The following is a 19,962-nucleotide window of genomic DNA, read 5'->3' as shown; positions in this document are numbered from 1 at the left end:
GCCGCAACCGAAGCCCAAAAAGAACACATCAGAGGTATAGCCGAGCAGCTGGACGCACACCGCAAGCAGCGGCAGGCGCAGCACCCTTCGCTCACCATCACCGACATGTACAACGTGCTCGAGAAACTGCGGTCGGGTGAGGCGCTTTCGGCCAAAGAGCAGAAAACCCACGAGCAGGGGCTGGTGAGTATTTTGCTGCAACTCCACACCGAGCTCGATGCCTCCGTGGCCGCCGCCTACGGCTGGCCCGCCAACCTGCCAGAAGAGGAAATACTTGAGCGCTTGGTGGCCCTCAACAAAGAACGCGCCGCCGAAGAGGCACGCGGGCTGGTGCGCTGGCTTCGTCCGGAGTACCAGAATCCGCAGGGCACGCAGCAAACCGAGATCGGCCTCAGCACCAAAACCAAAGTTGCCAAAGCCACCGCCAAAGAAACCCTGGCCTGGCCGAAAACGCTATAGGAACAGGCGCAGGCCGTGCAACGCGCCCTGCAGCTGCACGAGCGCCCGGCCACAGCCGAAGACCTGCTCTACCAGTTCAAGCCCGTCGCCAAGCCCCAGCAAGGCCAGCGCCTCCAGCAAATCGACAGCCTGCTGCAAACGCTGCATGGCCTGGGCTTATTACGAAAGACAGAGCAGGAGCAGTATGTGAAGTAAGCTCCCGTTGCCCTACCAAGGTGCAGCGGTGTTAGAAGCCGTTGCTTATCGCATCGTTATTTGGAGAGTTCTTCGATGAGCCTGCGCTTCACGCCGCGCTCAATTTTGCGCTCCACGTTTATTGTATCAACCGCACCGATCTTGTTCGCCAGCGAGTCAATGCCGGTGTAGCGTTCCAGCTCCCTGTTGGCTGTGTGGTGCAGCGAGTCGAGGGCCAAGCTGGCGCCGGATTCCGCTATGTTGTATAGGGTGTCTTGCAGGTTATTTTCTGAGGAGCAGGCTGTAGCGCTTAAAGCGATCGCTACGTAGAGTAGTTTCTTCATGTTAATAAGGTGATTTAGAGTCCAAGGTACCACTAATACCGGCAGCTACCATACCACACCTGCATCGGTAGCCCATCGCAAACCCATAATTCACCCACACGACTGAAGCAGCAACCTATAAAGCGGGTATAGCTGGCCAGACGTTCTACCAGCAAAACCCCACCTGAACCCATTTGGAGTATAGCGACTTTTGCATACCTTGCATCCCTAATTCGCTTCAAATGAGCACTCCCGGATTCAGGTCTCGCAGCTTGCGGACCATTGCGCTCTTGCTGACAGGTATAGCCCTCTGCGCAGGTATGAGCTCCTGCGACAAGGAGCCCGAGTTCAACCTTCCGCCTGTCACGCAGAACGGCAGCAATACATTAGGTTTCAAAGCCAATGGCAAGGTATGGGTCAACTACGGCCAGATCTGCAACTTCTTCGTCTGTGAAGACAACTACGTGGAAGGCCGACTGCACAAAAACACCGATGGCACTTATTCGCTGATTGTGCGGGCCGAATACAACTATAAATTCAAGGACGAGAAAAAATACATCTCACAGAGCTTTGCCTTCAGCGCTTACGATGTGAACGGACCCGGCACCTATACCCTTACGCCGGACCACGAGGACATGGCATCGCTGACGATCGACATGAACCAAAACGATTTTTACCACCTGGTACAGGATTCTAAATTGACCCTGCACCTCACCCGCCTCGACACAATCAGCCACATTGTATCCGGCCAGTTCGAGGGAAAACTAAACCACTATACCGACGCGTCCAAAATCATGCACATCACCGACGGCCGCTTTGACACGAAGCTTACCTACAGCTGGTGATCATTCGTTCAGAAAAGCTAGAGAACTTCTAAAATAGCAGAGGGCCAGTTGGCAGAGGCAAAACCGATTTAAGGTTTACCTTCACCAACTGGCCCTCCTGTCTGCGGCCTGCTTGCTGCCTCAGGTTTATACCTGCACAGCCTGCATCTTTGCCATATTCTGCTGAATGATATTGCTCCACTTCTCAGCCAACTGCAGCTCTCCGCTCAGCATCATGCTACCTTCGCGGTTATAGAATGGCAGGTATAACTCCGGCGCTTTAGGTCCGTGCAGGGCTACACGCAGCACGATCATGTCGATGATGCGGTTCCCGTTCACATCGCGGTGCATGTTGTCGATAGAAGTTTTGCGCACCGAGCTCAGGTCAATGATGCTCTCCTGCAGGTCTGCTTCCTCGTTGTGCCAGTAAAAGATCTGGCCTTGTGCTTCGTCCATTCCGATGCCGTAGCGCTCGTTCCAGAAATCATGCTGCCCGATGTTGAGCCCCTGTGCAGAGGCAGCTGCCAGGAAAGCTTTCTTTGCTTTGTTGGCCTCCCCTTTTTGTTTGCGTTGAATGAAAAAGATAGGCACCAGAAATACTGCTGTTGCCAAAATACCTAATACGATTGCTTCTAAATCCATTTTATTTAATCCATTAAAATCTGATAATACATAAGGCAGGTATAGCCCTTAGGTGCATACCGGTGCCTATACCTGTTTCCGAAAGACGGGCGTGCCAGGACACCCTCACCAAGAAGGAAAGGGATTTACCAGAAATAATGGAATGGAAAGATGATGTCGCTGACGGCAAGGCCAGGACTGCTATGCCTGATCCGCTGCAGGTAGTGCGCGATCAGAAGTTGAAGCCTGAACTCCTGTAGCTTAGCGGCAAGCGCCGGCGAACCGTAAGAGGTCTGTTTAGAGGATTGCGTAGGCCTGAACTGCCAGGTACCGGCATGATCCTCGGCCTGCAAAACCGCCATGGACGGGGCTTGTAACCTGTCGAACTCCCTCAGCTCACCCTGTGCAGCCACCTGCTGCATAGCTGCAGCCTGCAACTCCACAGCCGCCCCGTGTTGCAGACTGAAGAATGCAAACAGGAATGTGAACGAGAGCAATATGTTTTTGACGGCGTAAGGCACGATGCAATTTACGTTTAAAATCAATACATAAGTATGCTGTCCCCAAATAATTTGCAGTGCCGGTTCCCCTGCAAAGCCGTATCAGCAAAAACGACTTAATAGCTCTACCTCCCGCCACGCCCCATGCAACATACGAACCGCCACAACCTATATCAACTTAGAGCTGTACCTTATACTATACAAAGCTATGAGAAGACCATACAGACATTACCGGAACAGTTTGGGACAGCGCTACTGTACCCTACGCTACCTGGCCGACCGCAAGATGCTCCACATCATCTGGAAAGGAACTGCGACGGAAGAGAGCATTGAGGAAGTGGAAAAAGGCATCCTGAAAATGATCCGGCAATTTCCCTGTCGTTCGATCCTGAACGATGTGCAGGACTTTTTTCAGGCACCTGCCGCCTACCTGGCCTACCTGAGTTGGAGCGAGTGGGACATGAAAGTGAAAGAAACCTCAGAGGTACGCTGCATTGCCAATGTGCTGCCCCCCGATGCCCCGGTGCCACCGCCGGGGAGGAACAGTACCGACTCGCTGGAGTTCAAATATTTCGTACATCTCATGGACGCCGTGGAGTGGCTCAATCAAAAGAAACTGACCTGATCGCCCCCTCTCCCGACTACCCTTTCATCCTTTCAACAATCATCTCTGCAACACCGTATTAAGCACAGCACCTCACGCCGCTTTGGTGGCTGGCCCAGGTGACCGAGCTAAAACTATGAAAAAATAAAAAAGCAACATGGCTGAAATACGAATTGAAAAAAAGAAAAAACCTGTGTGGCCCTGGATCCTGCTGGTCGTGATCCTGCTCCTGCTGGGATGGGCCATTTATGAACTGGTGCTGAAAGACGGACAAACGCAGGCATTGGCTGCTGTCTTCCCGCTGGCGCACATACCTGCTCCTGACCTGATTGCTGATGTACAAAAGAACTTAATCTGACCGAAATGAATGACAATGATCTAAGAAATGAAAGGCTGGTGCCTTTGGGCGAGCTCAAGGACTACCAGGTAGCCAAGGACAATACCGACGTCAGGGGCTGGCGTGTGGTGGGTGCCGACGGCGAAAAAATAGGCGATGTAAAAGACCTGATCGTGGACATGCAGGCCATGAAAGTGCGCTACCTCTCTGTGTTGGGCGAGCACCGCTTTTTCGACCGCGACCGCGACACCTTTCTGCTGGTGCCCATCGGAGCGGCCGCGCTCGACCGCAAGGGCAAAAACATCTTTCTCTCTTCTGTAGACTCCGGCAGCATCAGCCGCTACCCCGTGTATCCGGGCGGGCCGATCTCAACTGACTACGAGTATGCCGTGCGGGATAACTTCCGGCGGGCCCACCGCGACACCATCGACGAGCGTTCGGACTATAAAGCTGAGTTTGACGAGGCCGTTCAGGAGCAGCCGGCAGGCACGCGGCGCATCAGTGATGACTTCTACAACGACGAGTCGTTCAGCGAAGACCGCTTTTACGCATCCAACGTATCGACACACGATCTGAACCGCAGGGACACGCATGTGACAGACCGCCCGGATACTACCGGCCGGGAGCCGCGCATCAAGCCCGTTGAAGAATCCATTTCCACCATCGAGCGCCTGGAGGAGTTGCGCGAAAGAGGCTCCATTACCGAAGAGGAGTTCATTCTGCTCAAGAAAAGAGCCCTGGACTCCTAAAGCGAAAAGCGATGTGACCGCTATACCTGCAAGGCCGCCTTATAACAGAGTGCGGCCTTGTTGTTAAGGGCTGAGCGAACCTATTCAAAACAATCCAGTACTAGAATGATTATACTGTAATACCGACCACAAAACAGATAACACTATGAAATTATCCAGACTCCTCGTTCTTTCTGCGCTAGGTATGGCAACCATGGGCGCCTCCTGCAGCGAGGACACGACTACCCAGCAGAACAATGACCAGCAAGAACCTGTTGCCACCCAGGAAGACTGTCAGCCGATTGACAGGGGCACGGCAAACACCCTGATCAGAAGCCTACTTTCGAGGGGCAGACCCGCGCCTGTGAGATCAAGTCTGAAACTAAGTTTGATGTGCAGGTGCTCACTAAAAATCTCCAGAAGCCATGGGCAGTGGAGCCACTTCCGGACGGGAATCTGCTCGTCACAGAGAAGTCCGGCAACATGCGCATCGTATCGGCATCCGGACAGATTGGCAATCCGATAACGGGTGTGCCCAAAGTGGACGCCCGCGGTCAGGGCGGTTTGCTGGACGTAGCGCTGGGCCCCGACTTCGGCTCGGATCGCATGATCTACTGGAGCTTTTCAGAGCCTCGTAAAGGGGGCAACGCCACCAGTGTGGCCAGGGCAAGGCTGAGTGATGACAGCAGCCGCCTCGAAAACGTGGAGGTGATCTTCCAGGCGCAGCCTACCTACGACGGCACGATGCACTACGGCTCTCGCCTGGCCTCGGACCGGATGGCATGCTGTACATTACCCTGGGTGAGCGATCTGACAAAGAGATCCGTCCGCAGGCACAGCAGATGAACAGCCACATGGGTAAGATCATCCGCATTGCGCCGGACGGAAAAGTGCCGGACGACAATCCTTTTGTAAACCAGAACAACACGCTGCCTGAGATCTGGACAGCCGGTCACCGCAACGTGCAGGCATCGGCGTTTAATGAGGCAGGCGAGTTTTGGATAGTGGACCATGGACCGCAGGGCGGCGATGAAGTGAACAAAGTAGAGAAAGGCAAAAACTACGGTTGGCCAGTGGTTACCTTCGGGGAGGAGTACTCTGGTGCACCAGTACCAAATGCTGTCACGACCAAGGAAGGCTATGTGGACCCCGTATATTATTGGGATCCGGTGATTGCGCCTTCGGGAGCGCAGTTCTATACCGGCAGTGCTTTTCCGGAGTGGAAGGGTAACCTGTTTGTAGGCGGTCTCCGCGAACAAGCGCTGGTGCGTTTGCGCATCGAGAACAACCGCGTAACCGGCGAGGAGCACCTGCTCACCGACCGCAAGCAGCGTATACGCGACGTGCGCCAGGGACCGGACGGAGCACTATACGTGGTCACCGACCACGAGAACGGCGAACTGTGGAAGATCACGCCAAGGTAAGCTACAACAGCACATAAAAACAGAAAAGGACAGGTATAGGCCTGTCCTTTTCTGTTTTTTGATGCGGGTAAATTTTACTGCTGCGAAACAGGAATAACAACACGGAGCATATCCCAGGTGATCTGGATGCTGCCTGTGCCGCCATCTGCCGAAATGATTTCGTAGCGAAGCCGTTCCTGCTTTACTGGAGCTATCTCGGGCTGCACCGTGAAGCGCAGCACATCTTCTGACTCCGCATAGTCATCGGCCAGGTGCTGGTCCCAGTTTTTGTTGATGATGATGGTCCACTCCTGCTCACCCGGTATGGTAAACAAGGCATACTTACCGGCTGGCAATGGCTTCCCTCCTACGGTGATGTCCTTGTCAGTCATCAGGCTGGTTGCCGTGTGTGCTCCCGTTACCCATACCTGGTTGTAAGCGACAAGTCCTCCCCAGATCTGTCGTCCGCGCACGGCCGGTGAGTGGTAGGCGATGGTCAGGTGCGCATCGCCAATCATGCCGTGGGCTTCGGCCTTCAGGCTGCCCTTCAATGTATCCGGCTCTGCCTGTGCACCGATGATGGTCGCCCCTTCGCTGGCTTGCATGTTGTGGCCGGCGTGGCCTTCCTGCGTGTCAGTGGATGCTTCCTGGTTTTGCTCAGGCTGGTTGCAGTATGTCAGGGATGTGGCGAGCAGTACGCCAAGTGCAAGTTGGGTATAGCGTTTTATCAGCATAGTTTTAGGTATATGGTTTACAGAATTTACGATTTTGAAGCGCTCAAGCTACACATTATATCGCAATAAGACGGCATCCGGATGCTGCCGAACGAAAAACCAGCTCATAGAGTATAAGAAAACGCAGCAAAAGCCAGCAACCATTTACGCTAATATTAAAAACAACATGAACGACAACAGTTATGATACCCTCTCCCAGGCATTAAACGGACTTAAGCAGAGAGGCTATACCGAAGACTTCAACCTGAAAGAGAATTGCATCGTCTGCACCACGAAACCGATGGAGCTCAAACCGGAGGAGTTCGAAGTCGATGAAGTACATCGCTTCGAAGGTATGAGCAATCCCGATGACAACTCAGTGGTGTATGCTATTTCATCATCCCGAGGAGTGAAAGGTGTGCTGGTGGATGCCTATGGGGCCTACGCCGAAGCAATAACCCCTGAAATGGCGCAGAAGCTCAGAGCATAAAACGGCTGAAGCCATGGACCAGCACCAGCATCACGATCATCATCAGAAGCAGCAGGCCCGGCAGCAGAAAGACCAGGTAACGGAGCGGCTGGAGGAGAAGACGCTGCATGGACATGAGCATGCCATGCACAAGGACACCAGCGGACATCCGCCCCACGGCGAGCACGGCCACGACCATCACCGCATGATGATCGAGGACTTCAAAAAGCGCTTCTGGATATCGCTAGCGCTCTCTATACCTGTGATCATCCTGAGCCCTATGGTGCAGTACATACTGGGCTTCACACTGGAGGTGCCTTATGGTATGTACATCGCCTTTGCGCTTTCCTCCATCATCTATTTCTACGGTGGCTGGCCCTTTCTGACTGGTCTGGCCGAGGAGGTGAAGAAAGGCGCTCCGGGCATGATGACGCTGATTGGGGTAGCCATCACGGTGGCCTATCTCTACAGCACCGCCATCGTGTTCGGGCTGGAGGGCATGGACTTTTTCTGGGAACTGGCTACGTTGATCGTGATCATGCTGCTGGGTCACTGGATCGAGATGCGCTCTGTGCTCGGCGCCTCCAAGGCGCTGGAACTGCTGGTGAGCATGATGCCGGCCGAGGCGATGCTGATCAAGGATGGGGAGACGGTACGGGTACGTATTGAGGACCTTCAGAAAGGTGACCTGATCTTGGTAAAACCCGGTGAGAAAGTACCGGCCGATGGCGTGGTGGAAGACGGCGAAAGTTACCTGAACGAAAGCATGCTGACCGGTGAGAGCAAACCGGTTAAAAAGAACAAGGATGATAAAGTGATCGGTGGCTCCATCAACGGCAACGGGGCGCTGCGGGTACGGGTGGAGTTTACAGGTAAGGAGAGTTACCTCAACAAGGTGATCAAACTGGTGCAGGACGCGCAGAAAACCAAATCGGAGACGCAGCGCTTGGCCGACCGCGCCGCCAAATGGCTCACCTACATTGCCCTCTTCGCAGGCTTTGGCACCCTGGCTGTCTGGCTACTCCTGGGACAGGAATTTGCCTTTGCACTGGAGCGGATGGTGACGGTCATGGTGATCTCCTGTCCGCATGCCCTGGGGTTGGCCGTGCCGCTCGTAGTGGCGATCTCCACGGCAGTTTCGGCCAACAACGGCCTGCTTATCCGCAATCGTACGGCTTTTGAAAACTCCCGCCTCATCACCACCATCATCTTCGACAAAACCGGCACCCTCACCCAGGCTCACACGAAATCGCCTCGGTCGTGACTTTTGATAAGGCAGTTGACGAACGTGAAATGCTGCGCCTGGCAGCTGGTGTAGAACAGAACTCAGAACATTTCATCGCCCAGAGCATCCTCCGCCGAGTAAAGGAACAGGGTATAGCCGTGCCTCCCTCCCAGTCTTTCAACTACCTGCCTGGCAAAGGACTGGAAGGTGTAGTCGAGGGCAAAGATGTAAAAGTGGTGGGGCCGAACTATATGGGAGAATATAATATAGCCGTGCCGTCCAGTGAAGCCGAAGAAGGCGTGGAAACAGTTGTCTACACGCTGGTAGAAGGTAAGCTGCTTGGTTACATCACCATGCGCGACCAGATACGGGAAGAGTCTGCCGAAGCTATAAGGATTCTGAAAGCGAACGGGATCAAGAACCTGCTGCTGACCGGCGACAACGAACGGGTGGCGAAGAGTGTGAGCGACAAACTGGAAATGGATGGCTACCTGGCCAATGTGCTGCCGCACCAGAAACAGGAGAAGGTGAAAGAGCTGCAGGACAAAGGGGAGTTTGTGGCTATGACCGGCGACGGCGTGAACGACGCCCCTGCCCTGGCGCAGGCCGATGTAGGTATAGCCGTGGGTTCCGGAACTGACGTAGCCGCCGAAACGGCTGACATCATCCTTGTCAACAGCAATCCGCAGGACATCGCCTCGCTCATCCTTTTCGGCAAAGCCACTTATCGCAAAATGATACAGAACCTGATCTGGGCCACCGGCTACAACGTCATCGCGCTGCCCCTGGCTGCTGGTGTACTCTATAACCAGGGAATCATGGTGTCGCCTGCAGTGGGTGCGGCTTTGATGAGTTTAAGCACTGTGATTGTGGCCATCAATGCGCAATTGCTGCGCCGGCAGATCAGGTAGATGCACAAGTATAGAAAACAGCCAAATTACAGGCTACTCCTTTTGGATGGAGTGATCTATCATAACCAAAAATATAAAACCATGAAAAACGCATTACTTTCCCTCCTGGCCCTCCTCCTGTTCAGTGCGAGCAGCTGCCAGCAATCGGACAATGTGCAGCAAATGCTCCGCGATGAAGAGGATCGGCGTCAGGTATACGACGCTATATTGGAAGATGAGCAGATGCGCTCCGAAATGATGGCCTACATGCGGGACCGGAACATGGGTGCCGGTATGATGCGGGGTGACATGATGCAGGGCGGCATGATTGGCGACACCAGCGGCATGGTTTCGCTGCACCGCCAGCAAATGCAGCAGCACATGAAACAGATGATGACGCTATGTGAAGCTGACACCGCGGCCTGCAACGAAATGAGTCGCCTGATGCTGCAGCACCAGGGTATGATGAGCAGCATGATGCAACGCATGCAAAAGCAGGGAATTGTCGACTCCAGCCACGTAAACCGGATGCGCCAGCGTATGAACCGCTGATGACAGCCTTTCTACCAGGGCAGCCTTCCTTCTTGTATATTTCATTTCCCAACATTCATGCAGCTACTCTACGCGATAGCAGGTATAATCCTCATCATATTTGTACTCAAAGACCTGGTCACGACCACCTTGTCCTTTCAGGGAGGTGGGCTGCTGACAAATTTCCTCTCAGAGAAAACATGGCGCCTGTGCCTGAAAATGGCAGGTAATGACGGCAAAAAGAAACTGCTCGAGCGGGTCGGTCATATGCTGCTGGTCCTTATCATTCTTACCTGGGTGGCAGGTATGTGGCTGGGGTCTTTTCTGCTGCTCCTCTCCGACCCGGCCTCGGTCCTGAACAGCAACACAGACGAGGTCACCACTGCCTGGGAGAAGCTCTATTTTGCCGGCTATACCTTATCGACCATGGGTAACGGTGATTACAAGCCCAGCTCTTATGTATGGGACATCGTTACCAACCTGCTTGCTTTCAGCGGACTCGCTTTCATCACTATTTCCATTACCTACATCATGCCGGTACTTTCGGCGGTTATCCTGCAGGTGAAGCTCAGCGTGTTTCTCAACAGCCTTGGCAACTCTCCCCAGCAGATGCTCTTGAATAGTTGGAACGGCGAGAACTTCAACCGCCTGCTGAAGCATGATGCAGACCTGGCCGACATGATCACACAGCACAGCCAGAACCACAAAGCCTACCCGATCATCCACTACTTCCACAGCGTGGAACAGCGGCAGTCGGTCATCCTCAACCTGACGATCTTCGACGAGGCCATCAACTTCCTGCAGTTTGGCGTTCAGGACGAGGCAAGGCCTTCCGATGAAGACCTGCTCACCATCAGGGGAGCGCAGGATTACTACCTGTTTGTGCTGGAGAGACATCAGAAAAACGAAGAGCAGGAGCATATTCATTTCCGGAAATGAACTGGGATGCCCTGATCGAAGCGGGTATACCACTTAAAACAGACCGCTTAAGCGAATTTAACTCCACCGAGACCTACAAAAAGCGGCGCGAGACATTGACCTACCTCCTCTACCAGGATGGCTGGCAATGGAAAGATATTTATCGTCCGAATCCGGTATAGGCTGTATCTCAAAAAAAAATCTGCTCTTGCATTTTGAAAAGTCGATTATTAATCGCAATTTTACGATAATAAAATTCACCTATGGGACTTTCAAAGACAGAGCAATTTACAGAAGAGGAAATCCTGATCGCCCGTTTTGCCAAAGCACTGGGTCATCCGGCCCGCATTGCTATTCTGCGTGTGCTGCTGGAGCGAAAAGCCTGCATCTGTGGCGATATAGTGGACGAGTTGCCGCTGTCGCAGTCCACAGTTTCGCAGCACCTGAAAGAGCTGAAGGAAGCTGGCCTGATTCAGGGAGACATTGACGGCAAAAAAGTGTGCTACTGCATCAACGAGCAGGTATGGAAACAGGCGCAGGAAACGCTGGGCGTGTTGTTCCAGAGCTACACGGCTTGTGGCAGCAGTTGTTGTTAAAAAAAATTTGTTTTAATCCATCGTGATTTACCGATAAACTAAAGTTAAGAACTATGAACAAGGCAGAAGAACTTAAGAAAATAGTGCGCGACAAGTACAGTGAGATCGCGCTGCAAAGCAAGGAGCAAAATGCAGCCTCATGCTGCGGCGCCACAGGCTGCGGCACCGTGGACTATGCTATTTTTGCGGATAATTACACCGAGCTGGAAGGCTACAACCCGGATGCAGACCTGGGGTTGGGCTGCGGCGTACCGACCGAATTTGCGCAGATCAGCAAAGGCCAGACAGTTGTTGACCTGGGCTCCGGTGCCGGCAACGACTGCTTTGTGGCCCGTGCGCTGGTAGGCGAAAGCGGTAAGGTGATCGGCGTGGATATGACCGAGGCTATGATTGCCAAGGCCCGCGAAAATGCCGACAAGCTGGGTTTCAACAACGTGGAGTTCCGTCAGGGTGAGATCGAAGCGCTTCCGATTGCAGCCAACCGTGCCGACGTGGTGATCAGCAACTGTGTGCTCAACCTGGTGCCGGACAAGCGCCAGGCCTTTGCCGAGACTTTCCGGGTGCTCAAGCCGGGCGGACACTTCAGCATTTCGGATGTGGTGCTGGTAGGCGATCTGCCGGAAGGCATCGTGCAGGCCAGCGAGATGTATGCCGGCTGCGTGTCAGGCGCAATACAGAAAGAGGAATACCTGCAGATCATCCATGAAGTTGGCTTTGAAAACATCACGGTGCAGAAAGAAAAAGCGATTCATGTGCCGGACGAGATTCTGCAGGACTACCTGGATGCAGAAGGTATAAAGGCCTTCAGAGAAAGCAACACCGGCATCTACAGCATCACGGTTTACGGTAGCAAGCCCATCGAAAACCTGGCCTGTACACCGGGCAGTGGCTGCTGCTAAGTATTTGTAGTGACACAAAACGGATCGGGTATGGCAAGCGCTGATATATTGCCACACCCGATCCGTTTTTTACATGGGCAGTACTTAAGGCATAACAGGCATACTGGTCAGTATCAAAATGAGCAGACCAATCTGTATACCTGCGCCAATTCCCACACCGGCCAAAGCTTTTCCTCTCTTCTTGCGGGCTGCCTGCTCTTGATACCCTCTCAGGTAGTCCTGTTCCGCCAGTAAGCCGATATCAGACACGCGCTCCGGCTTCACTTTCGGGGCAGTCGCCCCAATGACGACACTGCCCGCCAGTCCAATTGGAAACATAACCATCGAACTGGCAGCTGAGCCCCACATGGCGCCATTGCCTTTGTAATAATGCTTTGCATCCGCTTTGCCCAGTTCATAGAGCTGCTCAGGTGTCATTCCCTGTGCCATGCTTGCCAGACTGTCAGCCAAGTGCTGTTCAAAAACCTCTTTCGTTCCGTTCTCAAACTTCACCATAAATACCTCTGTCTTCGGCAAGCGCCAGATCACACCCTGCGATGAATCAGGGTGCTGGTAAAGCACATCGTGCAGCGTGATTTCCTGTACCCGGGCAGGTATTTCCTCACCCGATACTTTTACGATAATATCCTGTGCAAGCAGGGCTTGCTGTATACTCAGAAACAGGATCAGCAGAAGAACTTTATTCATGGCTGGGCGGCTTAGTATTTACGTGAGTTGAAGCCGAAAAGCAGACTGAATCGTGCGCCGTCCTTAGAAGGTGCCACCGCAAAGTTGACCGGGAAGTTTACTCCCTGGCTCTGGAAATTGGTACCGACTGCCAGCACGATTCCCGCGCCGCCAAGCGACACGTTTGGACCCAGGCCAAACTCCAGCCCTTTCGCACTTCTGATGCCTACCAGCGCACTCAGGCTCGGCAGGAACTTGCCCTGCTCCAGGCCACCTATCAATGGCACAAACTCAAACAAACCCGACGTGCCATTCTCCAGCGTAAACACCCGCGTTTCAAACTGCCAGCCAAACTGCGTCATGAAGGCATTGACATTGGTGTCGTAGTCGTTGCTGATGTGGTCGATGTACTTTTGGCTGAGGACTGTGAAACCCAGTCGTGGTCCACCCAGCTTCAGGTTCTCCTGCGGGTAACCCGTGCGTTGGGCATAAACGGGTTGCTGCACGGCAGGTCGCATCTCATTCATGGTCACCTTGGTCCCGTTTTCATACTTGATCATAAATACATCCGCTTTGGCAATGGAGATAATGGGTCCTTCCAGGTTATCGAAGCGCTTGTATTTGACAGCCTCCAGATCGATCTCAAGCACCTTTACTTCCAGCTCGTCGCCGTTGCGCTTGATGAGGATGTCCTGCGCCTGACAGGTAAAATAAACAAAGAAGGCAATGATGGTGAACAGTAGATTTTTCATGGTCGATGTGTGTTTATAGTGTTAGTTTTTCTCTTGCTTTTGATAGATCAAACCTACAACACTACCACAGGTATAGAAAGCCAGCAAACTAACTTTAAGGACTTTTGAAATGTATTTTACCTAATCATATATTACTAACTAACAATTACTTATATTCACACCGCAAGACTTTTAAAATTTAGCATGTAGCTCATTATAGCTACTAAAAATTATTCAACAGACACTTTAGGATATTAGAAATAATGCTTCTCCATTTCATTGACCACGACCTCCATAACTGACGCACAATGGACGATCTCAAGATAACGCTGGAAACGCTGGGGGAAGAAGACCGCCGGGAACTTGGCATTTTCATTCAGCGACAGAAAAAGAAGAAGAGCCGCAAAGACCTGGCACTTTATAAATTACTGCTGCAGGAAAAGAACTACACCCCAGAACAACTTATCGCGCGGCTATACCCGGATGAACCGAATCCGGTGGCTTACTATGCGCTCCGCAAAAGGCTCACCCGTCACCTCACGGATTTTATCATGCTCAAGCGGATGGAGGAGGACAGCACAGCAGCCTCCTCGATCATGGGTCTGCTTTCCCTGGCCCGCTACCTGTTCGATGCGCGGGTGGAGCGGCTGGCCTGGCACTACCTGCTCAAAGCGGAGAAAATGGCCACTGCCAACGAACAATACGATCTGCTCAACACGATCTATAACCTGCAGATCGAGAAAACGGACAGTGAGTTTGCCGAAGACCTGGAACAGATCATAGCCAGGAGAAATCAGAACAAACTGGCAGCAGATGAAGTGGAGAGAGCCAACATCGCCAGCAGTATTATCAACCAGCGATTGCAGGCTGTCCGCAGACAGGGCCGCGACCTGCACTTCGACCGGATCATACAGGAAGTGCTCGCCAGCTACAACCTGACCGAGGCCGTAAGCAAGCGTCCGCTGTTGCTTTACAAGCTGATGTCCATTGCCCGGAGTGCTGTGCTGGCCCGGAAGGATTTTCTCTCTTTTGAACCTTACATCATCAGCCAGTACCAGGAGACAGAACAGAAATACGGTTTCATCAAAGCCCATCAGTACTACAAGCTCAGCCTGCTCTACATGATCGCACACGTGCTGTACCGGAACAAGAAATTTGTGGAGTCGATCCATTACCTGGCTCTCCTGCACAACAGCATGAGCGGAGACGGAAAGAACCATTATGCCACCTTTTACCCGCGCTACATTTTTCTGATGGTAGCCAACCTGGTCTTTCTGCGCAATAACGAAGAGGCTATCGGGCTGATGGAGAAACTGCTCTATAAAAGCAAAGTGCACCTGAGTCAGCGTGACCAGTTGACTGCCCTGTTGGGCTTGAGCTTCAACTATTTCGCGCAGGGTGCATTCGGCAAGGCAAACCGCGTGTTGCTGGGAATCAAGCGATCAGACAAGTGGCTGGAGCAGACCATGGGGCGAGAGTGGGTGCTAAAGAAAAAAATGGGCGAGCTGATTCTGCAGTATGAGTTGGGCAACGAGGATCTGGTGCTGAACAAGATCCGGTCATTTGAGCGCACCTTCAAAGACCTGCTGCAGCAGCCGGCATACTACAATGTGAAGCAGTACCTGCAACTGATCAAGCACATGGTGAATCAACCCGCGCTTGTCGCCAGCGAAGCCTTCTTTCAGCAGGTAGAACAGAGCCTGGAGTTTGAGTCGTTTGAGAACACGGACATTCAGGCCATGAGTTTCTACGCCTGGCTCAAAGCCAAAATGCTGCGCCGCCCTTACTACGATGTCCTGCTTGAACTGGCGCAGAGTGATTTATGATGCAAGCGTACAGGACTCGATCAACACAAAAAACTGTGATGCGCGTATGGGCTAGTATTGAAGACTAAAAGGCAGAAGACCATGGCATCAGACAAGTATACTGTACCCACGCAGACCCGAATCGGGCATGTGCACCTTAAAGTGGCAGACCTTGATCGGGCACTGGCATTTTACCGCGACCTCCTGGGCTTTGAGTTGGTGATGATGTACGGACCGGATGCGGCTTTTGTCTCAGCGGGTGGCTACCACCATCACATTGGCCTGAACACCTGGTACAGCAAAGGCGGTACCCCACCGCCGCCTCGCAGCACCGGCCTTTTCCATACCGCCATCCTCTACCCTACCCGCAAAGATCTGGCTGCTATTCTCAAGCGAATCAGGGAAGCGAACTACCGCCTTGACGGTGCCTCGGACCATGGTGTTTCGGAAGCGCTATACCTGTCGGACCCAGATGGCAATGGCGTAGAGTTGTACTGGGACCGACCTCAGGAGAAGTGGCCCGTGACGAAGAGGGTTCCATCACCATGTATACCCAGCCGCTCGACCTGCAGGACCTGCTCGCTGAGTTGGAAAAATGATTACTCTACTGACAAAGCGATAACAACTCAAATACAAACCGAAACCTTTAACCACAGCACCCATGCCCCACGTCGCCATAATTTCTTCGAGCGTACGCACCGGCCGCAAAAGTCACCGCGTCGTGCTATACCTGAAAAAGTACCTGGAAGAACACCAGCTCGCCACTACAGAGATCATAGACCTGAAAGCCTACGACTTCCCGGTATTTCACGAGCGTTACAGTCGGCAGAATGAGCCCACGATCGGCATGCAGGAATTCAGGGAAAAGATATTGGGTGCGGATGGCGTCATCATCGTAACGCCCGAGTATAACGGAGGCTATCCGGCCAGCCTTAAAAACGTGGTGGACCTGCTCTATGACGAATGGCACCGTAAGCCAGTAGCCATCTCGACAGTTTCGGGAGGAGCTTTTGGTGGTACGCAAGTGATTACCTCGCTGCAGTTCACACTCTGGAAAATGCGCGCCTGGACAGTACCCGCTATGTTTCCGGTTCCCAAAGTGCAGGACAACTATGACGAAGAAGGCAACGCCTCGGACAAAGAGGCAACCGACAAGCGAGCGGATCACTTTATCAGTGAACTGCTTTGGTGTATAGAAGCGAAAAGCAAAATGGAACAGCAAGCTGTAAACTGAATCAGCCACAACACCCTCGCTCGCCTCTGGCGAGTGCGCGCTATTCGGCGGACTCTGGCCGCTTGTGAAGCAATAGGATTCGACCTTTGCTCTGAATTCGTACTTTTAAATAAGCAATGTCAGAGATTCCCCTCTTGGGAGCGGCACGATTAACCCTACCCTTCCAGCTCTACATAATCGGCGCTGCGCGGCAGCTCCAGGAAGTGCTGCGCCAGTTCCTCCGGCAACACGGTTAGCTTGCGCTTCAGCACATCCATCCAGGCGCCTTCCACTTTGATCACCGCCGCTTTCACGCCGTCTTCCTTAAACAGCTCGTGGCGCAGTGCCCAGCGGGAGCCGTCTTTGCGGCTGGCTGTCAGTTCCGTCTTAATGGTGATCTCCTCGTTTATTCCTACTTCCCGCAGGTATGAGGTTTCTTCTCTGAACAGGATCGGCCCGATATGCAGGCGCTGAAAGGTTTTCAGATCCATCCCCAGTTCTTCCAGGGCTTCGATACGGGCCTGCGCCGCAAAATCGGCATAGGCGGAGTGACGCATGTGCATGTTCGCATCCAGGTGCGACCACATTACTTTATTGGTATAGATATGAGGCATGCTTGTTTCGTTTTTATATGGGTCGAAGTGATAACGGTGATAGGATTGCAAAGTTAAGCTATGCAGGTATAACAAAGGTCGTATTTTTCAATCTACCTTTAGCAAATCACACAATATAGCGCTATGTTTATAGCTTAAAATCTACATTTACAGCATTATATCTCCTTGTTAGCAACCTCTGTTTAGTGCCTATGAGAACAACTCTACAGTTTATAATAATTTTCCTTTCTTTATGTCATTTTTCTGTAGCTCAATCTCCGAAATTTGAGCCAGCAAAGGTAGTAGGCGTTCCTGTCTCTTTACCGGAAGACATTGCGTTGGATAACCAGGGAAATATTTATCTGGCCCAAAGATCAGGTATAGTCAAGTTTGATCGCGATGGTAATGTGGACCTGGGCTATGGCCCCGACAAGTCTGTGCTGCAGGACTATTACGGTTATAGCATTACTCTGGATCAGCACAACAACCTTTATATAGTTGGTGATACCAGTGCTGTAGTTGCTAAGTTTAGTCCTGAGGGCAAGCTTTTGCTTAAGTTTGGTTCCTTCGGTAATGGACCTGGTCAGTTAAGCGCTCCCTCTGCCGTAGCTGTTGATAACGATGGGAATATTTATGTAGCTGACACAGGTAACAAGCGTGTTCAAAAATTCAGCAGCAAGGGTACACTTCTCCAAATAATAAATGTCAACCATGGAGCTCAGCAAACAGATACTGACGTAAAAGACATAGCACTTGACGCTGATGGCAATATCTATGTTATCGATAGCTATGTGCATCACAATGTTCTGAAATATTCTGCAGAGGGCAAGCTCTTAGTAGATTTTAAGCAAGTCAATGCCGCAAAAAAACCACATTACTACCCAATGTCTATTGCCATACATGACTCAGGAGAAATATATGTGGCTTATCGCGCCTCGCACACTATAATTGTCTACAATACGGATGGAAGCTACCTGCGCGAGATATACCATGAGTTCAGTGATGATGTTGATGATTTTTTATACGGAGAGAAAATAAGCATTGCCTTGGATCGTGAGGGCAATGTATATGCAGCAGACTTCCGCTGGGACGGCAGCAAAGTAATCATGTATACTAAAAATGGAGATTTCCTTCAGGTATGGGGCAATCTTTACAGAACCCAGGAACTTGCCCTGGACGATGCAGGCAATGTGTATGTGCTCGATAAGGGGCATCCTTATGTGTACAAAAAAGGCCAAAGAGTAATAAAATTTGATAACTCTGGTAAGCCTACTACATTAATTTCAGATTTCCTTATTGACCATAACTACAGAGAAATTCTTGACTTCGCCCTAGACATACATGGCAACATTTATTTGCTCTCAAACACCTTTACTAACAAAGGCATTTTAAAATTCAATAATCAGGGAGAGTTCCTGGAGAAGTATACTGACTATGGTCCGAATGTAGGCTGGCAAACTTTCAGCAACATACATGTAGACATAAGTGGTAATATATACCTGGGTGATTATGGACAAGGGTTGCTCCGAAAAATTGGTCCTGATGGTGTATTTCAACGGCTGGTAGGTAGCGCTGGAGACGAGTTTAAACTTGGAGAAGCCATTGCATCAGACATACATGGCAATGTGTATGTGCTTGATTATAATGGTGCCCGGGTCCAAAAATTTAGTCCTGATGGTAAGTTGCTTAAAACCATGGGAAATTATAGCTGGGATGATACGCGCCACAGGTACAATAAGAGTGATATGACGGTGGATGCTGCCGGAAATATTTATGTGGCATCCAACAAACAGAAAAGTTTTTTCAGGATATACGACACCGATGGTAACCTAAAGTATGAAAAGGAGCAGCAAGAGTTTCCCCAAACTCTGGTTGTAAACAAAAGAGGTACAAAATTAATGGTAGAAGATAAAATTAGTGATGCTTACACTGTTTATCATTCTAATACCTATAACCCCTTGGAAGGCTATATAACAGGCAAAGTTTATCATGATGCAAATCAGAACTGTAAACCGGAAGAAGATGAAAGCGGATTAGCCGGTATTGTTGTTGAAGCGACTCCAGGACCAAGTTATGCGCTAACCGATAAAGATGGTAACTACACGCTTACTGTTGATCCTGGCACTTATATGTTACGTCAAATCTTCCCAAATGACAAAGGACGTTCGATTACACAAAGCTGCCCAGTTAAGACAGTAAATATACCTTCACCTGATATGGGTGTAGATGGAATTAACTTCTCTAATCATGTCACCCTCTCCCCCTACCTGTCGGTGAGCGTCTCCTCCACCCGCCGACGCCGCTGCTTCGAGAGCACCACCACCGTGCGCTACGAAAACGCCGGCTTCGCCGCCGCCCCCGACGCCAGGGTATACCTGCAGCTGCCCAGGGAAGTCGAGCTGCTATCGGCTGACAAGCCCCTACACCCCTGCTGCCSACGGCTCCTACGAGTTCTCCGTGGGCGACCTGGCGGCCGGCCAAAAGGGCACCATTCAGATCGAGGACCTGGTCACCTGCGGCGACGAGTCGGTGCGGGGCCTGACCGTCTGCACCCGCGCCTGGATCACGCCCTCCAACAACAAACCGGCCGAGCCGACGCCCACCGTCTCCATCACCGGACGCTGCAGCGCCGAGACGGGCATGGTCCGCTTCGTGCTGCGCAACACGGGCACTGGTGACATGGCCGAACCGGGGCTCTTCCGCAAGTACGCCAACGGGGAATTGGCCTCGGTGGAGCAGT

At 51.9% G+C, this 19,962-nt stretch carries 21 protein-coding genes and 4 pseudogenes; 18 read left to right on the top strand and 7 right to left on the bottom strand.

Features of this window, described 5'->3' with window-relative positions:
- Positions 1-459, top strand: a pseudogene (locus O71_RS24400) (class I SAM-dependent DNA methyltransferase); the annotation flags it as partial.
- Between the two features lie 15 nt (positions 460-474).
- Positions 475-654 (top strand): hypothetical protein, encoded by a 180-nt coding sequence (locus O71_RS17705; RefSeq protein ID WP_040574657.1) that lies wholly within the window; start codon positions 475-477, stop codon positions 652-654.
- Between the two features lie 56 nt (positions 655-710).
- Here O71_RS17705 and O71_RS17700 read toward each other — a convergent pair whose 3' ends face one another.
- Positions 711-977 carry a hypothetical protein gene (locus O71_RS17700; protein ID WP_007659595.1) on the bottom strand — a complete coding sequence of 89 codons (267 nt, stop codon included), beginning with the start codon at positions 975-977 and terminating at the stop codon, positions 711-713.
- A gap of 221 nt (positions 978-1,198) precedes the next feature.
- Between O71_RS17700 and O71_RS17695 the strand changes: the two genes are divergently transcribed.
- Entirely contained in the window at positions 1,199-1,801 is a 603-nt protein-coding gene (locus tag O71_RS17695; protein ID WP_155800987.1) for a hypothetical protein, read from the top strand.
- A 126-nt stretch (positions 1,802-1,927) separates the two neighbouring features.
- On the opposite strand, the gene O71_RS17690 is transcribed toward O71_RS17695, so the two are convergent.
- Together O71_RS17690 and O71_RS17685 are read right to left on the bottom strand one after the other, a co-directional pair.
- A complete protein-coding gene (locus O71_RS17690) occupies positions 1,928-2,422 on the bottom strand; it encodes a hypothetical protein (RefSeq protein ID WP_040574655.1) in 495 nt (164 codons plus the stop codon).
- A gap of 125 nt (positions 2,423-2,547) precedes the next feature.
- Positions 2,548-2,922 (bottom strand): hypothetical protein, encoded by a 375-nt coding sequence (locus O71_RS17685; RefSeq protein ID WP_007659590.1) that lies wholly within the window; start codon positions 2,920-2,922, stop codon positions 2,548-2,550.
- A gap of 187 nt (positions 2,923-3,109) precedes the next feature.
- On the opposite strand from O71_RS17685, the gene O71_RS17680 reads away from it, so the two are divergent.
- From O71_RS17680 to O71_RS27515, 4 genes and pseudogenes are all read left to right on the top strand, one after another.
- Positions 3,110-3,526 carry a hypothetical protein gene (locus tag O71_RS17680; protein ID WP_143731998.1) on the top strand — a complete coding sequence of 139 codons (417 nt, stop codon included), beginning with the start codon at positions 3,110-3,112 and terminating at the stop codon, positions 3,524-3,526.
- A gap of 136 nt (positions 3,527-3,662) precedes the next feature.
- On the top strand, positions 3,663-3,863 hold the full coding sequence (locus O71_RS17675; protein WP_007659586.1) for a hypothetical protein: 201 nt from the start codon (positions 3,663-3,665) through the stop codon (positions 3,861-3,863).
- Between the two features lie 5 nt (positions 3,864-3,868).
- Positions 3,869-4,591: a PRC-barrel domain-containing protein gene (locus tag O71_RS17670; RefSeq protein WP_007659585.1), complete on the top strand. Its 723-nt coding sequence runs from the start codon at positions 3,869-3,871 to the stop codon at positions 4,589-4,591.
- A 372-nt stretch (positions 4,592-4,963) separates the two neighbouring features.
- Positions 4,964-5,994: pseudogene (locus O71_RS27515) on the top strand (PQQ-dependent sugar dehydrogenase).
- A gap of 74 nt (positions 5,995-6,068) precedes the next feature.
- Here the strand turns inward: O71_RS27515 and O71_RS17660 are convergent.
- A complete protein-coding gene (locus O71_RS17660; RefSeq protein WP_007659578.1) occupies positions 6,069-6,707 on the bottom strand; it encodes a DUF2911 domain-containing protein in 639 nt (212 codons plus the stop codon).
- A 166-nt stretch (positions 6,708-6,873) separates the two neighbouring features.
- Here O71_RS17660 and O71_RS17655 point away from each other — a divergent pair, with 166 nt between their 5' ends.
- The 7 genes and pseudogenes from O71_RS17655 (at position 6,874) to O71_RS17630 (ending at position 12,214) form a co-directional block, all read left to right on the top strand.
- Positions 6,874-7,176: a hypothetical protein gene (locus tag O71_RS17655; protein WP_040574659.1), complete on the top strand. Its 303-nt coding sequence runs from the start codon at positions 6,874-6,876 to the stop codon at positions 7,174-7,176.
- A gap of 13 nt (positions 7,177-7,189) precedes the next feature.
- A pseudogene (locus tag O71_RS17650) lies at positions 7,190-9,291 on the top strand (copper-translocating P-type ATPase).
- Positions 9,292-9,372: 81 nt separating this feature from the next.
- Positions 9,373-9,822 carry a hypothetical protein gene (locus tag O71_RS17645; RefSeq protein ID WP_007659575.1) on the top strand — a complete coding sequence of 150 codons (450 nt, stop codon included), beginning with the start codon at positions 9,373-9,375 and terminating at the stop codon, positions 9,820-9,822.
- A gap of 57 nt (positions 9,823-9,879) precedes the next feature.
- A complete protein-coding gene (locus tag O71_RS17640) occupies positions 9,880-10,740 on the top strand; it encodes a potassium channel family protein (RefSeq protein WP_007659574.1) in 861 nt (286 codons plus the stop codon).
- A complete protein-coding gene (locus tag O71_RS24040; protein ID WP_155800985.1) occupies positions 10,737-10,901 on the top strand; it encodes a hypothetical protein in 165 nt (54 codons plus the stop codon). Before O71_RS17640 ends, O71_RS24040 begins: the two co-directional genes overlap by 4 nt.
- A gap of 81 nt (positions 10,902-10,982) precedes the next feature.
- Positions 10,983-11,315, top strand: coding sequence for a helix-turn-helix transcriptional regulator (locus O71_RS17635; protein WP_007659573.1), 333 nt, complete (start codon positions 10,983-10,985; stop codon positions 11,313-11,315).
- Between the two features lie 53 nt (positions 11,316-11,368).
- Positions 11,369-12,214, top strand: a complete 846-nt coding sequence (locus O71_RS17630) for an arsenite methyltransferase (protein WP_007659572.1) — start codon at positions 11,369-11,371, stop codon at positions 12,212-12,214.
- Between the two features lie 84 nt (positions 12,215-12,298).
- On the opposite strand, the gene O71_RS17625 is transcribed toward O71_RS17630, so the two are convergent.
- Together O71_RS17625 and O71_RS17620 are read right to left on the bottom strand one after the other, a co-directional pair.
- A complete protein-coding gene (locus O71_RS17625; protein ID WP_007659569.1) occupies positions 12,299-12,901 on the bottom strand; it encodes a hypothetical protein in 603 nt (200 codons plus the stop codon).
- An 11-nt stretch (positions 12,902-12,912) separates the two neighbouring features.
- Positions 12,913-13,632, bottom strand: coding sequence for a hypothetical protein (locus tag O71_RS17620; protein ID WP_007659565.1), 720 nt, complete (start codon positions 13,630-13,632; stop codon positions 12,913-12,915).
- A 287-nt stretch (positions 13,633-13,919) separates the two neighbouring features.
- Here O71_RS17620 and O71_RS17615 point away from each other — a divergent pair, with 287 nt between their 5' ends.
- The 3 genes and pseudogenes from O71_RS17615 (at position 13,920) to O71_RS17605 (ending at position 16,650) form a co-directional block, all read left to right on the top strand.
- Entirely contained in the window at positions 13,920-15,437 is a 1,518-nt protein-coding gene (locus O71_RS17615; protein WP_007659562.1) for a hypothetical protein, read from the top strand.
- 81 nt (positions 15,438-15,518) lie between these two features.
- Positions 15,519-16,015, top strand: a pseudogene (locus O71_RS22805) (VOC family protein).
- A gap of 122 nt (positions 16,016-16,137) precedes the next feature.
- Positions 16,138-16,650, top strand: coding sequence for an NADPH-dependent FMN reductase (locus tag O71_RS17605; RefSeq protein WP_237717893.1), 513 nt, complete (start codon positions 16,138-16,140; stop codon positions 16,648-16,650).
- A gap of 155 nt (positions 16,651-16,805) precedes the next feature.
- On the opposite strand, the gene O71_RS17600 is transcribed toward O71_RS17605, so the two are convergent.
- Entirely contained in the window at positions 16,806-17,243 is a 438-nt protein-coding gene (locus tag O71_RS17600) for a thioesterase family protein (protein WP_007659556.1), read from the bottom strand.
- Between the two features lie 191 nt (positions 17,244-17,434).
- Here O71_RS17600 and O71_RS17595 point away from each other — a divergent pair, with 191 nt between their 5' ends.
- The gene (locus O71_RS17595; protein WP_007659554.1) at positions 17,435-19,900 is read left to right on the top strand and encodes a PKD domain-containing protein; all 2,466 of its coding nucleotides are present in this window, start codon (positions 17,435-17,437) and stop codon (positions 19,898-19,900) included.
- Positions 19,901-19,962 lie beyond the last annotated feature (62 nt).

It is taken from the genome of Pontibacter sp. BAB1700 (assembly GCF_000277005.1).
In the GTDB taxonomy this organism is placed as follows: domain Bacteria; phylum Bacteroidota; class Bacteroidia; order Cytophagales; family Hymenobacteraceae; genus Pontibacter; species Pontibacter lucknowensis.
This window is presented reverse-complemented; position numbering and strand designations above follow the sequence as displayed.